The sequence below is a fragment of the Nocardioides campestrisoli genome, from assembly GCF_013624435.2.
Classification (GTDB): Bacteria; Actinomycetota; Actinomycetes; order Propionibacteriales; family Nocardioidaceae; genus Nocardioides; species Nocardioides campestrisoli.
Genome location: NZ_CP061768.1, coordinates 2570845 through 2585513, shown reverse-complemented (window position 1 = coordinate 2585513; position 14669 = coordinate 2570845). Strand labels below are relative to the sequence as shown.

Here is a 14669-nt window from a genome sequence, read left to right as displayed (position 1 = left end):
GGGCGCCCGGCGGGCGCGCGCAAGCGGACTCGTCCGGTCGTGGACCCGACGCCCGTGTCCCGCTCGTCTGCGCTGGCCGGCGGCGCCCGTCCGCACGTCTCCAGGCGGCGGCCGGGGGTCTCCCAGGAGCCCCGGGTCGACCCGACCCGGGTGACGGGACCGATCCGCCTCGTGCTGGAGCCGCTGCTCTGGGTGGCCTTCGTCTGCGGGGTGATCTGGCTGCTGGTGGCCCTCGACCCCGGCGCCCGCACGCCCGCCACCGGGGTTCCGCTCTACCAGTACACGCTGCCGCTGGCGATCCTGGTCGGCTCCCTGCTGGTCATCTCGACGGTGACCGCGCTGCTGTGGCTGCCCACCTCGACCACCGCGACCCGGGCCCGCACCTCCTTCGCGGGGCTGGGGATGCTGGCCTCGGGCTGGCTCTTCGCCAAGGTCGACCCCGTGGAGACCACGGACTTCGTGGCGCTGTCCTGGCTCTGCATCGGCGTCGGGGTGCTCCTGGTGACCATCTGCTCGGTCCCGTGGCCCACCACCTACTCGGTGCGTCGGGGGACGCCCGGCCCCGCCGTCAAGGCGGTCGCCGGACTGCTCCTCCTGGGCGCTGCGCTGGTGGCGCTGGTGGCCTGGGAGACCGCCCAGCGGGGCCTGGTCGGCCGTCCGCCGGGGGCGGAGACCGCGTGGGACGAGCTGATGCCGTTGCTGGGACTGATCGTGCTGCTGGCCGCCGGAGCGAGGGTGGCCCTGCGGCTGCCCACCCGCCAGCCGACCGCCCGCCACCATGCGTAGCGACCTCGGCTCCGGACCACTGATCCGCGCCGGGTTCCAGGACGTCACCCGGGCGCAGGAGGGCCTGGTCGCCCTGGGCGACCATGCGGCCGCGCTGCTCGCGCCACTGGCCGGGTCGGCGGACCCGGACCTGGCGCTCGCGTCCCTGGTCCGCCTGGTCGAGGCCACCGACGACCCGGACGCCACCCTGGTCGAGCTCAGCGAGGACGAGGGCACCACCATGCGCCTGGTCGCGGTGCTCGGGGCCAGCGAGGCTCTCGGCGACCACCTCGTCCGCCACCCGGCGCAGTGGCGCGAGCTGGCCGACTCCCGCCTCGGCTGCACCCGCCCGGCGGCCTGGTGGCTGCGCGCCCAGCTGCTGGCCGCCGTGGGTGCGGACCCCGAGGACCCGGACCCGGTCTCGCGGCTCGACGACGCCGTGGCCGTCGACGCGCTCCGGGTGGAGTACCGCCGGCTCCTGCTGCGCCTGGCCGCCCGCGACCTCGCCCACCACCAAGGTGTCGACGACCTGGCCGCCGAGCTCTCCGACCTGGCGGCCGGCACCCTGGACGCCGCACTGGCGATCGCCCGGGCCCGGGTCGGCGAGGACGCCGCGACGGTGCGGCTCGCGGTGGTCGCGATGGGCAAGTGCGGCGGCCACGAGCTCAACTACGTCTCCGACGTCGATGTGATCTTCGTGCACGAGCCGCGCCCCGGGGTCGACGAGGTGGCCGCCACCAGGGCCGCCACCCAGCTGGCCTCGCACCTGATGAAGGTCTGCTCCGACACCACCCGCGAGGGCACCATCTGGCCGGTCGACGCGGCGCTGCGACCCGAGGGCAAGGCGGGCCCGCTGACCCGGACCCTCGCCAGCCACCAGGGCTACTACGAGCGCTGGGCCAAGACGTGGGAGTTCCAGGCGCTGCTCAAGGCCCGCCCGGTCGCGGGCGACCTCGAGCTCGGCCGACGCTTCGTCGAGCTGGTCGAGCCGCTGGTCTGGTCGGTCGCCGAGCGCGAGGGGTTCGTGGCCGACGTGCAGGCCATGCGCCGCCGGGTGCTCGACCACATCCCGTCCAAGGACGCCGAGCGTCAGCTCAAGCTCGGCTCCGGCGGGCTGCGCGACGTCGAGTTCGCCGTCCAGCTGCTCCAGCTCGTGCACGGTCGCGCGGACGCCTCGCTGCGGGTGCCCACCACCCTGAGCGCCCTGGCCGAGCTCACCCGGGGCGGCTACGTCGGGCGGGAGGACGGGGAGACGCTGCACCAGGCGTACTCCTTCCTGCGCACCCTCGAGCACCGGATCCAGCTCTTCCGGCTCCAACGGATCCAGGTCGTGCCCACCGACGAGGCCGACCTGCGACGGCTGGGGCGGTCCCTGGGGTTCACGAAGAAGCCGCTCGAGCGGCTGGAGCAGACCTGGCGGCACCACCGGCGTGAGGTGCGCAGGCTGCACGAGAAGCTCTTCTACCGCCCGCTGCTCGAGGCGGTGGCCCGCATCCCCGGCTCCGACGCGCGACTCACCACGGCCCAGGCGCAGGAGCGGCTGGCGGCCCTGGGCTATGCCGACCCGCAGGCGGCGCTGCGCCACCTGGAGGCGCTGACCAGCGGGGTCTCCCGGTCTTCCTCGATCCAGCGGACGCTGCTGCCGGTGATGCTCCAGTGGTTCGCCGACTCGCCCGATCCCGACGCCGGCCTCTTCGGGTTCCGCCGGATCAGTGAGTCGCTGGGGGACAGTCCGTGGTACCTCAGCCACCTGCGCGACGAGGGGCAGGTCGCCTTCCGGCTGGCGCGGGTGCTGTCTACCTCGGCCTACGCCACCGACCTGCTCGAGCGCGAGCCGCAGGGGGTGCGGATGCTCGCCGGTGACCTGGTGCCCCTGACCGCGGAGACGCTGACCGCCGAGATGCTCGCCACCGCCGGCCGCCAGGGCAGCCCGGAGGATGCCGTCCGGGCCGTGCGGGCGATCCGGCGCCGGGAGCTGCTGCGGATCGCCGTGGGCGACCTGCTCGGTGAGATCGACGTCGCCGACGTGGGCCGCGCCCTGGGCCGGCTCACCGACGCCACGTTGGAGGCGACGCTGGCGGTGGCCGCGCGCCAGGGTTGCGAGCAGCGCGAGCTGAGCGAGCCCCCCGCCCGGATGGCCGTCGTGGCCATGGGCCGGTACGGCGGCTTCGAGCTCTCCTACGGCAGCGACGCGGACGTGATGTTCGTCTACGAGCCCGTGCCGGGGGCCGACGGGCGGACGGCGGCGGTCTGGGCCCAGGGCGTCGCCAACGAGATCCGGCGGCTGCTGGCGCTGCCCGGTACCGACCCCGCGCTCGAGGTGGATGCGGGGCTACGCCCCGAGGGCCGGCAGGGCCCGCTGGTGCGGACGCTGGACTCCTACGCCGCCTACTACGCCAAGTGGTCGCAGGTCTGGGAGGCCCAGGCGCTGCTGCGGGCCGACGCGGTGGTGGGGGACCGGGACCTGCGCGACCGGTTCACCGCCCTGATCGACCCGCTGCGGTTCCCCGCCGACGGGCTGGGCGACGACGACGTGCTGGAGGTACGGCGGATCAAGGCCCGGGTCGATGCGGAGCGGCTGCCGCGTGGCGCCGACCCGCGGACCCACCTCAAGCTGGGCCGCGGCGGGCTCGCCGACATCGAGTGGACCGTCCAGCTCCTGCAGCTGCGGTACGCCGGGACGGAGCCGACGCTGCGGACCCCCGAGACCCTCAAGGCGCTCGAGGCGGCCCGCGACGCGGGCCTGCTCACCCCGGAGGACGCGGAGACGCTGCTCACCGCCTGGCGGCTGGTCAGCCGGGTGCGCAACGCCGCGACGCTGGTCCGGGGCCGGCCGGTGGACCAGATCCCGCAGGACGCGCGGGAGAAGGCGGCGCTGACCAGCGTCCTGGGCTACGAGCCGGGGGAGTCCGACCGGATGGTCAACGACTACCTGCGGGCCACCCGGCACGCCCACGCGGTGGTCGAGCGGGTCTTCTGGGACTGAGCCCTGAGGGGGTGCCGGCCCGCTCGGTCAGTCGCGGTCCTGCCGGGCCGCGCGCAGCGCCCGCCAGGCACCGGTCGACCACGCGGCCCACGCCACCAGCAGCGGCTGGAAGAAGAGCCGGACGAACCGCTTGCGGTCCGTGTCGAGCCCGAACGCGTCGGTGCCCTCGGCGTACTGGGCGATGTTGCCCGGGAAGATGACCACGAAGAAGGTGGCCGTCGCGAGACCGACGGCGACCCGCGGCTTCTCCAGCGCGAGCAGCCCGAGACCGAGGCCGACCTCGGCGACGCCGGAGACCACCACCACCACGTCGGGGTCGACGGGGAACCAGTCGGGCACCTGTGCCTGGAACTCGTCCCGGGCCGTGGTCAGGTGGGAGACGCCGGCGAAGGTGAGCATCGCGCCGAGCAGCCGGCGGGCCCACCGGCGGGTGGTGGTGGTCTCCGGGGCGGGGCGGGTGACCGCCCGTCGTACGAGATCGAGCACGGCGGCCTCCTAGGCGTGGGTACCCGGTCGTCCGGGTGCAGGCAGCCTAGCGACGCGTCCCCAGCCCCAGGCCGGCCTCGAGGCCGGCCTGGGGGACGACCTCAGGACCGCGGCGGCGCGTCGCCCCGGTCGATCGCGCTGTCGTGGCTGGCCTTGACCTGGTCGAGCAGCTCCATCAGCGGACGCTCCTGGCGGGCCTTCTCCTGGTACTTCGGGCCCAGCTGGCGGATCTGCTCACGCTCGGCCTCCAGCGCCCGGTAGATCCGCTCGCGCTCGGCCGGGTCGTGGGTGTACTCGGAGTCCAGGTACGCCGCGGCGTGCCGACGCGCGTTGGCGATCGCGTTCTGGGCCTTGCCCGCCGGGCTGACCAGGGAGGCGATGACGGTGATCGCCAGGACGCCGACGATCACTGTGAGGGAGAGGCCGATCCCGACCTCGACGACCTTGACGTGCTCGCCGCCGTTGATGAACGGCAGGTTGTTCTCGTGCAGCGCGTGCAGGATCAGCTTGACGCCGATGAAGGCGAGGATCGCCGCGAGGCCGTAGGAGAGGTAGATGAGCCGGTCGAGCAGGCCGTCGATCAGGAAGTAGAGCTGGCGCAGGCCCAGCAGCGAGAAGGCCGTCGCGGTGAAGACGATGTAGGTGTTCTGGGTGAGACCGAAGATGGCCGGGATCGAGTCGAGGGCGAAGAGGATGTCCGTGCCGCCGATGGCCACCATGACCAGCAGCATCGGGGTCATGACCTTCTTGCCGTTCTCGATGGTGAACAGCTTGTCGCCGTCGTAGAAGTCGGTGGTGTGGAAGACCTTCCGGGCCAGCCGGATGATGAAGTTGTTGGCCTCCTCGTCCTCCTCGTCGTCCTTCTTGAGCAGGTTGCCTGCGGTGAGCAGCAGGATCAGGCCGAAGAGGTAGAAGATCCAGGCGAACTGGTTGATCAGCGCGGCGCCCAGCAGGATGAAGCCGGTGCGGGCGATCAGCGCGAACACGATGCCGAAGAGCAGGACCTTCTGCTGGTCCTCCCGGGGAACCCGGAAGCTCGACATGATGATGAGGAAGACGAACAGGTTGTCGACCGACAACGCCTTCTCGGTGATGTACCCGGCGAAGTACTCAGACCCGACCGTGCCCCCACCGAATGCCAGCATGAGGAACCCGAAGACGATCGCGATGCCGACGTAGAGGGCCGACCAGAAGGCGGCCTCCCGCAGCGTCGGCACGTGTGCCTTGCGGACGTGGAAGAAGAAGTCGAAGGCCAACAGCCCCAGGATGGCGACGATGGTCACGCCCCAGATCACTGGGCTCACGTCCATGGATACAGCTCCTCTTGATCGGTCGGGCGATGCGTCGATTCTCGCAGACCCCCGGTGGAGCCTCCGCGCCGACTTCAACGACCGGCGTCGCCGAGACGTCCCAGCCTGTGAGCAACTTCTTGTCCGTGACCCCGGTCACATGCTCTGCTGCGCTCATCTGGACGGGGGTGACAGAAAGAAGAGAAGAACGTGACATTGCGTGCCCTGATCGCCCGGCTGAGCGCCGTGGTAGCCCTGACCCTGGTGACGCTGGTGCCAGGCCCCGCGCAGGCGGAGGAGCCCATCCCGCCCTTCTACCAGGCGCCCGCGACGCTCCCCGCGGCCAACGGCGACCTGATCCGCAGCGAGAACCTCGACATCCTGATCAACCCCTCCAAGCTCTTCGGGGTGCGGTCCACCGCCACCCGGGTGCTCTACCGCTCCACCGACCGTACCGGAGCCCCGATGGCGGTCTCCGGCTCGGTGATCGTCCCGGAGAAGGCGTGGGCCGGACCCGGGCGGCGACCGGTGATCGGCTACGCCGTCGGCACCCAGGGGATCGGGGACAGCTGCGCCCCGTCGCGGCTCTTCAGCGAGCTGCTGGAGTACGAGTCGATCTTCATGTCGGGTCTGCTGGCCCGCGGCTACGCCATCGCGATGACCGACTACGAGGGCCTCGGCACCGCCGGGCCGCACACCTACATGGACCGCAAGTCCCAGGGGCACGCGGTGCTGGACATCGTCCGGGCCGCCCAGCGGCTGCCCGGCAGCGGGCTCTCGACCGCCAACCCGGTGGCGTTCTACGGCTACTCGCAGGGCGGTGCGGGGGCCGCGTCGGCCGGTGAGCTCGCCGGGTCGTACGCCCCCGAGCTGAAGGTGAAGGGCACCGTGGCCGGCGCCGTCCCGGCCGACCTCCGGGCGCTGCCCGGCGCGATCGACGGCAGTCTCTACTCCGAGTTCACCTGGTACGCGATCGCCGGGCTCTCGGCCAGCTACGACCTGGACATCACCACCTACCTGAACGCGGACGGCAAGGAGATGTTCGCCCAGATGCAGGACAACTGCGTCTTCGACCTGTTCGGCTCGGCGTTCACCCAGTCGTCGGACTACACCGCCGACGGCGCCTCGCTCGGCCAGCTGATCGAGCGCGAGCCCTTCCGGACGATGATCGACGACCAGCGCATCGGGCGGATCCGCCCCAGCGCGCCGGTGCTGGTCACCCACAGCCTGCTCGACGACGTGGTGCCCCACCGGGTCGGCAAGCAGATGGTCCGCGACTGGTGCGACCGCGGCGCCTCGGTGCGGCTGAGCACCAACGCCACCCCGCTGCACGTGGGCGGCATGCTCAACAACGCCACCGAGGTCTACGGCTTCCTGGAGGCCCGGTTCGCCGGCGTGCCGGCCGCCTCCTCCTGCTGGCGGCTCTGAGGACAGGCTGCTCGGACGAACGGCGGCCACGCCGTACCCTCGCCGGATGGAACGGCTTCGGGTCGGGGTGGCAGGGACGTCGCACTGGGCGCGTGAGGTGCACGTCCCAGGCGTGGCCGCCGCCGAGCACGTCGACCTGGTCGCGGTGTGGGGACGCGACCCCGGGCGGCGCGAGCCGCTGGCACGCCAGCACGGCGTGGTCGCCTGCACCTCCTTCGAGGAGCTGGTCGACCGGGTCGACGTGGTGACCTTCGCCGTGCCGCCGCAGGTGCAGCCCGGCCTCGCGGTGGTGGCCGCGCGGGCCGGGAGGCACCTGCTCCTGGAGAAGCCGGTCGCCGTCTCGGTGCGTGAGGCCGCTGCCGTCCAGGAGGCGGTGCGCGAGGGAGGTGGGCGGGCGATGGTCTTCTTCACCCGTCGGCTCGTGCCGGAGGTCGAGCGGTTCGTCGAGCAGGCCCGTGGCCGGGAGTGGAGCCGGGCCACGGTCCGTGCCCACAGCGACGTGATGGTCACGCAGTCGCCGTACCGGGACTCGCAGTGGCGCGGCGGGCCACGGGCTGCCCTGTGGGACCTGGCACCGCACGCGCTCTCGGTCCTGCTCCCCGTGCTGGGTCCGGTCCGGCAGGTCACTGCGGCGCAGCACGGACGGACCGTGGTGCTGACCGTCCAGCACGCCGGGGGCGCGCAGGCCGAGATCTCGGTGTCGTTGCACGCCGACAGCCCGGCGGACGAGATCCGGCTGCATGCCGACGGCTCCGAGGCTGCCCTCGTCGCACCCACCTACGACGGGAGAGCGGCCTTCGTCCGTGCCCTGGACCGGTTGGCGGCGCTGATCCGGGACCCGGACCGCGAGGATCCGCTCTCCCTCGACCTCGGGGTCGAGGTCACCCGGGTGCTGGAGGCGGCCGAGCAGTCCCTGCTCGGCTCCGGGGCCTGAGGGTCCCGTCGCCGTGCGCGCGTCGGGGCAGGTGATCTACATTCGGCTCCCGTGAGCGCACAGGCACCTTCCGCCGTCATCCTGGTCCGAGCCGAGAGGTTCGTGCCCAACCCGGCGACCGCGGCGGACAACGCCTTCCAGGCCGAGGCGCCGGTGGACCAGCCCGACGAGCTGACCTCGGCCCGGGCGCTGGCCGAGATGGACCTCCTGGCCGACGCGCTGCGCGGCGTGGGGGTGCGGGTGCACGTCTTCGCCGACCCCGACCACACCCGGCCGGACAGTGTCTTCCCCAACAACTGGCTCTCCACCCACGCCGGCGGCAGTGTCGCGGTCTACCCGATGTACGCCTCGAACCGGCGGCACGAGCGCCGGGCCGACGTGCTGGAGATGCTCAAGTCCGAGTACCGCGTGCAGACGATCGTCGACTACTCAGGCCTGGAGCCCGACGGCATCTTCCTGGAGGGCACGGGCGCGATGGTGCTCGACCACGTCTCCCGCGTCGCCTACACCGCGCGCAGCCATCGCGCCGACACCCACGTGCTGGAGCGGTTCTGCACGGACTTCGGCTACGAGCCGATGGCCTTCGACGCCGTGGACTCCGCGGGCGTGCCGGTCTACCACACCAACGTCATCGGCTGCGTCGGCACCGAGGTCGCGCTCTTCGCGCTGGAGATGATCCCGGACGAGCCGCGGCGCGAGGAGGTCCGCGAGCGGCTCTCGGTCAACGGGCGCCAGGTCGTCGAGCTCACCGAGGCCCAGGTGCGCGAGTTCGCCGGCAACGCCGTGGAGCTCTGCGGGCGTACGGCGCAGGGGCGCCGCCGCTACGTGATGGCGATGTCCGAGCGGGCACGGCGGAGCCTGCGCCCCGACCAGGTCGCGGCGATCGAGGAGTCGTGCGAGATCGTCGCGGTCGACATCCCGACGATCGAGCTGGCCGGGGGATCGGTGCGGTGCATGATCGCCGGGGTTCACCTGGACCGACGGCCCGCCTCCGGGCACGAGCTCACCGAGGCGGTGGAGGCGATCAACGAGGACGCCCCGGCCACCGCCGACGGCCAGGACGTCGCGATGGCCGAGGTGGGGGCGTGACCACCTCCGTGGCGGCCGGCGCCGCGACACCGACGCGGCGCACCGGGCCGATCATCCTGGTGCTCGCGCTGTGCGGCACCGCGGTCTCGCTCATGCAGACCCTGGTGGTCCCGCTGCTCCCGGACTTCCCGCGACTGCTGGACACGAGCGCCGACAACGCCTCGTGGCTGGTCACGGTCACCCTGCTCACCTCCGCGGTGGCCACCCCGATCCTGTCCAAGCTCGCGGACATGTACGGCAAACGCCGGATGATCGTGGTCTCCCTGCTCGCCCTGCTCGCGGGCTCCTTGCTCGGGGCTGCCAGTGACACCCTCACGGTGCTGATCGTCGCCCGCGCCCTCCAGGGGTTCGCCCCCGCCCTGATCCCGATCGGCATCTCCACGATGCGCGACGCGCTCCCGCCCGAGCGGATCGGCGGCGCGGTGGCCCTGATGAGCACAACGCTGGGGATCGGCGGCGCGGTCGGGCTGCCGCTGTCGGGGATCATCTACGAGGCGTTCGGCTGGCAGGCCGTCTTCTGGGGATCGGTGGCGATGTCGCTGCTGATGATCGCCCTCGTGCTCGCCGTCGTCCCCGAGTCGACGGTCCGGGCGCCCGGCGCCTTCGACTGGGTCGGCGCGGTGCTCATGTCGATCGCGCTCACCTCGCTCCTGCTGGCGATCTCCAAGGGCGGACAGTGGGGGTGGACCTCGCAGTGGACGCTGCTCTCGTTCGTCCTCGCGGTCCTCGTCTTCGGGCTCTGGGTGCCGTGGGAGCTGCGGACCGGCCAGCCGCTGGTGGACCTGCGGACCTCCGTGCGTCGCCCCGTGCTGCTGACCAACGTCGCCTCCCTGCTCGCGGGCTTCGCGATGTTCGCCAACCTGCTGGTGGCGGTGCAGCAGCTGCAGTTCCCCGAGGCCAGCGGTGTCGGCTTCGGGCTCGGAGTGACCGAGGCCGGGTTGGCGATGCTGCCCGGCGGCCTGCTGATGATCATCGTCTCGCCCTTCTCCGCCTCGATCACCCGCCGGTTCGGCGCCCGCACGACGCTGGTGGCCGGACTGTCGGTGACGGGCCTGGGCTACCTGCTCCGGGTGCTGCTCGACTCCAACGTGCTCGAGCTGCTGATCGGCGTGGGCGTCGTCTCGGTGGGGGTCGCCATATCGTTCGCCGCGATGCCCGTGCTGATCATGCAGTCGGTGCCGATCACCGAGACGGCGGCCGCCAACGGCCTCAACACGGTGGTGCGTGCGCTGGGCACCTCCACCTGCTCGGCGACGGTCGCGGCAGTGCTCGCGGCCGGCACGGTCACCGTCGGCGGCCAGGTATTCCCCAGCGAGGGAGCGCTGCACGCCACCAGCTGGCTGGCGGCAGGCGCGGCGTTCCTGGGTGCGGGCGTCGCCCTGCTGATCCCGGCCAGGATCGCTCCGGCGGTCGCGCCCTCCGCCGACCCGGGTCGCGGCCAGGTGGCCGCGGGCGAGGTCTCCGCGGTCCGGCGTGACGTCGTACGCCGGGGCGAGGCCGGCGCCGAGGTGGTCGTCCGCGGACGGGTCTGCCAGGCCGACGGGCGCCCCGCCCGGCTGGCAGTGGTCTCGGTGCTGGAGCGCACCGGGCGCCAGGTCGACTGGGCCCGCGCCGACAACGACGGCCGCTGGTCGGTGGTGCTGCCCGGCGCGGGGGAGTACCTGGTGATCTGCGCCGCCGAGGGCTGGGCGCCGCGCTCGGAGCTGAGGCACCTCGACCCGCAGGAGCCGGCGACGATCCAGCTGGAGGAACGGCTCACCGTGGCCGGCGTCGTCTCCCGCGGCGGCTGGCCGGTCGAGGGAGCGCTCGTGGTGCTCACCGACGACTCGGGAGAGTCGGTCTGCGCGACGCGGACCGACGAGGGCGGGCACTACGAGCTCGACCTGCCCCCGCTGGGTCGCTACGTCCTGACCGCCCTGGACCCCGAGCTCGGCGTGGCGGAGTCCGAGGAGGTCGTGATCAGCGCGCAGCGCCGACGCTTCCACGTGGTCATGGCGGAGGCCCCCGCGGCCACCGAGACCGCGGCGTTCGGGGCTTCCGAGGTGGCGTCCGAGGCGATGTCCGAGGTCAGGCGAGCGCGAGGAACAGCTTCTCCATCTTCTTGACGTCCACGTCCTCCAGCCCCTCCTCGCTGTCCTGCAGACACTGCTGCAGGCCGGTCGCCACGACGGCGTAGCCCGCGCGGGAGAGCGCCTTGTTGACTGCGGCGAGCTGGGTCAGCACCGACTCGCAGTCCGAGCCCTCCTCCATCATCCGGATGACGCTGCCCAGGTGTCCGTGGGCGCGCTTCATGCGCGTGATGATCGCCTTGATGTCGGTCGGCTCGAGGTCCATGGGGGCCTTCTCTCTCCTGCGCAGCGGTGTGTCTCAGCGAGCCCGGCGGACGGGCTGCGGCCAACTGTACAACCCCCCTGGGGGATGTGTTAGCGTCGCGCTCCGATAACCCCCCGGGGGGTTATCCGACTCTCCCTTGCCGACATCGAACGGATCCTCATGCACACCATGCCGTCCTCGCGGGACGGGGCCGACCAGCCCACCGCGAACCGCGGACGCCCGACCTCCGGACCCGGACCCCTGGGCCGGCTCGGGGTCTGGGTCACCCGTCACGCACGCCTGGTCACCGTGGTCTGGCTGCTGGCCGTCGTCGGCCTGGGCGCGTTCGCGCCCCAGGTCGAGAAGAACCTCTCCGGGGCCGGCTGGCAGGCCGACGGGTCGGAGTCGGTGACGGCGCGCGAGCTGGCCCAGGAGCACTTCGGCGGCAACGCCTCCTCGGCGATCCAGGTCGTCGTCCGCTCGACCGACGGACCGGTCACCCGCGGCGAGGGCAAGCAGGTCCTGACGGAGGTGACCCGGGTGCTCGAGCAGGAGCCGCGGATCGCCGACGTCCTGGCACCGGTGCCGGGCGCCACCCTCAGCCAGGACGGGTCGACCGCGGTCGTCCTGGCCGGGGCGGGCGCGGACACCAACGAGATGGTCAGGGTCGCCACCGAGATCAAGGCCGGCCTCCAGGACCTCTCCACCGACGACGTGCAGGTCAACCCCACCGGGTCCTCCCTGTTGTGGAGCGACTTCAACGAGGCCAACCTCGACGCGATGCTCACGTCCGAGATGATGTCCTGGCCGGTGACGCTGGGGATCCTGGTGCTGGCGTTCGGTGCGCTGGTGGCCGCGGGGCTCCCGCTGCTGCTCACCCTCGCCGGGCTGGTCGCCTCAGCGGGCTCGCTGGTGCTGATCAACGAGCTGATCCCGGTCTCCATCTGGGCGATGAACTTCGCGATGATGTTCGCGCTGGCGCTGGGCATCGACTACGCGCTGTTCGTGGTGGTCCGCTACCGCGCCGCCCGGGCGGCGCGACGCGCGGCCAGCCGGGAGGCCGGACGCGAGGACTCCCTCGACGACCGGCGCGCGGCGGTGGCCGAGACGATGGACACCGCCGGCAAGGCGGTGCTGCTCTCCGGGCTGACCGTCCTGGTCTCCCTCTCCGCGGTGATGATCGTGCCGTCGCCGTCCTTCCGCTCGATGGCCGGCGGGATCATGCTCTCGGTGGTCTTCGTGCTCGGCGCGACCCTCACGCTGCTGCCCCTGGTGCTGTTCAAGCTCGACGACCGGATCAACAAGGTCGCGCTGCCGTGGTCGCGCTCCCAGGAGCACCGTTCGCCGAAGTTCGCAGCCTGGGGCGAGCGGCTCTGGAAGCGCCCCCTGGTGTGGGGCCTGGCCTCGGTCGCCATCCTGCTGGCGCTGGCCGCCCCGGTCGTCGGCCTCGACACCGCCATGCCGTCGATCAAGGTCCTGCCGGAGGACGCCTCGGCGCGCGTCGGCTACGACATCGTCCAGGAGTCGTTCGGCGAGGGCGCGCCGGGCACGCTCCAGGTGGTGGTGGACGCCGACGAGGCCGCCGAGGCCGCCGAGGCCGCCGAGGTGCTGCGCGCCGACGAAGGCATCGCCGGCGCCATGCCGCCGATGCCGGCCGGCGACGAGAGCGGTCTGGTGATGGTGCAGGCGGTGCCCACGGTCGACCCGTCGGACCCGGCGCTGGGGGAGACGGTGGACCGCCTGCGCGGCGACCTTCCCGACTCGGCGCTGGTCGGTGGTGCTCCGGTGGAGAACCTCGATCTCAAGTCCCAGCTGGACGAGTCCACACCGTGGGTGATCGGCATCGTCCTGGTCCTTGGCTTCCTGCTGCTGCTGATCGCGCTGCAGGCGCCGCTGATCTCGCTGCTCGGCACCCTGGCCAGCCTGCTCTCCACCGCGGCCGCCTTCGGTGTGGCCCGGTTGATCTTCCAGGAGGGGTACGGCGCCGACCTGCTCGGCTTCGAGTCCCAGGGGTTCCTCGACGCGTGGGCGCCGGTGTTCTTCTTCGCGATGATCTTCGCGATCGCGATGGACTACACGGTCTTCCTGCTGGCCTCGGCCAAGGAGCACTACGAGCGCTCCGGTGATCCCAAGGAGGCGATGGTCGGCTCGCTGGCCCACTCCGGCCGGGTGGTCTTCGCCGCGGGCGCGGTGATGGTGGCGGTCTTCTTCACCTTCGCGCTCTCCGGGCCGATCCCGCCGAAGGAGATGGGTGTGGTCCTGGGTCTTGCCGTCCTGCTGGACGCCTTCCTGGTCCGGTTGGTGCTGCTGCCCGTGATGCTGCGGCTGACCGGCAAGGCTGCCTGGTACACCCCGGCGTGGCTGCGCAAGGTCCTCCCGAACGTGACCTTCGCGCACGACTAGGAGCACGCAGGACCCGAGCGCACCGGGACCGGTGGCCCTGGCCCCCGGTGCGTCCTGCGGTTCTACTGCCGGGGACGGCCTGCCGCTGGGGACGGGCCCGACGAGAGCGAGCGAGCGATGATCGTGGACGAGGCGTACGAGCTGGCCAACGGCGTGCGGATCCCGGTGCTCGGTCTGGGCACCTGGTTCATCGAAGGTGCCGCTGCCGCCCAAGCGGTGCGCGACGCGGTCGAGACCGGATACCGCAACATCGACACCGCCCAGGCCTACGGCAACGAACGTGGGGTCGGGGAGGGGGCGCGCACCAGTGGCCTGGCCCGTCACGAGCTGTTCGTCTCCACGAAGCTGGCCGCCGAGATCAAGGAGTACGACGCCGCGGTGGCCGCGATCGACGGCTCGCTCGACGCCCTGGGGCTGGACCACATCGACCTGATGATGATCCACAGCCCCCAGCCCTGGGCCGACTTCCGGGGCGGTGACTACGCGGAGGGCAACCGGGAGGCGTGGCGCGCGCTCGAGTCGGCGTACGAGCAGGGGAAGCTGCGCGCCATCGGGGTGTCCAACTTCCGGCAGGGCGACCTGGAGAACCTCTTCGCCGTCTGCGACGTGGTGCCTCAGGTCAACCAGGTGCTGGTGCACGCCGGCAACACGCCCTCCGAGCTGCTCGCCTTCTGCGCGGCCCGGGACATCGTGGTGGAGGCTTACTCGCCGATCGGGCACGGCGCGATCCTCACGAACGCCGAGATCGCCGCGATCGCGGGACGGTACGAGGTGAGCGTCCCGCAGCTGTGCATCCGCTACACCCTGCAGCTCGGCACGGTCTCGCTGCCGAAGACGGCCGACCGTGCGCACATGCGGAGCAACGCCCAGGTCGACTTCGTCATCTCCGAGCCGGACATGAGGACGCTGGAGGCTCTGCGGATCAGGGACTACGGCGAGCACAGCGTGTTCCCGGTCTACTCCATGAAGTGAGAAG

The 14669-nt window shown here is 72.1% G+C and carries 11 protein-coding genes; 8 read left to right on the top strand and 3 right to left on the bottom strand.

Annotated features, from left to right (window positions below):
• Positions 1–54: 54 nt before the first annotated feature.
• Entirely contained in the window at positions 55–786 is a 732-nt protein-coding gene (locus tag H8838_RS12145; RefSeq protein WP_181311326.1) for a hypothetical protein, read from the top strand.
• Positions 779–3751: a bifunctional [glutamine synthetase] adenylyltransferase/[glutamine synthetase]-adenylyl-L-tyrosine phosphorylase gene (locus tag H8838_RS12140; protein ID WP_185996355.1), complete on the top strand. Its 2973-nt coding sequence runs from the start codon at positions 779–781 to the stop codon at positions 3749–3751. The genes H8838_RS12145 and H8838_RS12140 overlap by 8 nt, the downstream gene beginning before the upstream one ends.
• A 27-nt stretch (positions 3752–3778) precedes the next feature.
• On the opposite strand, the gene H8838_RS12135 is transcribed toward H8838_RS12140, so the two are convergent.
• Together H8838_RS12135 and H8838_RS12130 are read right to left on the bottom strand one after the other, a co-directional pair.
• Positions 3779–4150: a DoxX family protein gene (locus H8838_RS12135; RefSeq protein ID WP_181311410.1), complete on the bottom strand. Its 372-nt coding sequence runs from the start codon at positions 4148–4150 to the stop codon at positions 3779–3781.
• Between the two features lie 188 nt (positions 4151–4338).
• Entirely contained in the window at positions 4339–5547 is a 1209-nt protein-coding gene (locus H8838_RS12130) for a TerC family protein (RefSeq protein WP_181311324.1), read from the bottom strand.
• Between the two features lie 189 nt (positions 5548–5736).
• Between H8838_RS12130 and H8838_RS12125 the strand changes: the two genes are divergently transcribed.
• The 4 genes from H8838_RS12125 to H8838_RS12110 are packed head-to-tail and all read left to right on the top strand — an operon-like array spanning position 5737 to position 11082.
• Positions 5737–6954 (top strand): lipase family protein, encoded by a 1218-nt coding sequence (locus tag H8838_RS12125; protein WP_185996354.1) that lies wholly within the window; start codon positions 5737–5739, stop codon positions 6952–6954.
• A 46-nt stretch (positions 6955–7000) separates the two neighbouring features.
• Positions 7001–7888 (top strand): Gfo/Idh/MocA family protein, encoded by an 888-nt coding sequence (locus H8838_RS12120; RefSeq protein WP_185996353.1) that lies wholly within the window; start codon positions 7001–7003, stop codon positions 7886–7888.
• A 51-nt stretch (positions 7889–7939) separates the two neighbouring features.
• Positions 7940–8977, top strand: a complete 1038-nt coding sequence (ctlX, locus tag H8838_RS12115) for a citrulline utilization hydrolase CtlX (RefSeq protein ID WP_185996352.1) — start codon at positions 7940–7942, stop codon at positions 8975–8977.
• Positions 8974–11082: an MFS transporter gene (locus H8838_RS12110; RefSeq protein WP_219924143.1), complete on the top strand. Its 2109-nt coding sequence runs from the start codon at positions 8974–8976 to the stop codon at positions 11080–11082. The genes ctlX and H8838_RS12110 overlap by 4 nt, the downstream gene beginning before the upstream one ends.
• Here the strand turns inward: H8838_RS12110 and H8838_RS12105 are convergent.
• A complete protein-coding gene (locus H8838_RS12105) occupies positions 11045–11311 on the bottom strand; it encodes a metal-sensitive transcriptional regulator (protein WP_181311320.1) in 267 nt (88 codons plus the stop codon). The two genes, H8838_RS12110 and H8838_RS12105, sit on opposite strands and share 38 nt — an antisense overlap.
• Before the next feature lie 159 nt (positions 11312–11470).
• Between H8838_RS12105 and H8838_RS12100 the strand changes: the two genes are divergently transcribed.
• Both H8838_RS12100 and H8838_RS12095 read left to right on the top strand, forming a co-directional pair.
• Positions 11471–13693, top strand: coding sequence for an MMPL family transporter (locus tag H8838_RS12100; RefSeq protein WP_185996351.1), 2223 nt, complete (start codon positions 11471–11473; stop codon positions 13691–13693).
• Between the two features lie 117 nt (positions 13694–13810).
• Positions 13811–14665, top strand: coding sequence for an aldo/keto reductase (locus H8838_RS12095; protein WP_185996350.1), 855 nt, complete (start codon positions 13811–13813; stop codon positions 14663–14665).
• Positions 14666–14669: the final 4 nt, after the last annotated feature.

Coding starts and splice junctions, on each gene's coding strand:
- H8838_RS12105 (WP_181311320.1), bottom strand. CDS start 11,311: ATGGACCTCGAGCCGACCGACATCAAGGCGATCATCACGCGCATGAAG.
- H8838_RS12140 (WP_185996355.1), top strand. CDS start 779: ATGCGTAGCGACCTCGGCTCCGGACCACTGATCCGCGCCGGGTTCCAG.
- H8838_RS12095 (WP_185996350.1), top strand. CDS start 13,811: ATGATCGTGGACGAGGCGTACGAGCTGGCCAACGGCGTGCGGATCCCG.
- H8838_RS12130 (WP_181311324.1), bottom strand. CDS start 5,547: ATGGACGTGAGCCCAGTGATCTGGGGCGTGACCATCGTCGCCATCCTG.
- H8838_RS12120 (WP_185996353.1), top strand. CDS start 7,001: ATGGAACGGCTTCGGGTCGGGGTGGCAGGGACGTCGCACTGGGCGCGT.
- H8838_RS12135 (WP_181311410.1), bottom strand. CDS start 4,150: ATGCTCACCTTCGCCGGCGTCTCCCACCTGACCACGGCCCGGGACGAG.
- H8838_RS12100 (WP_185996351.1), top strand. CDS start 11,471: ATGCACACCATGCCGTCCTCGCGGGACGGGGCCGACCAGCCCACCGCG.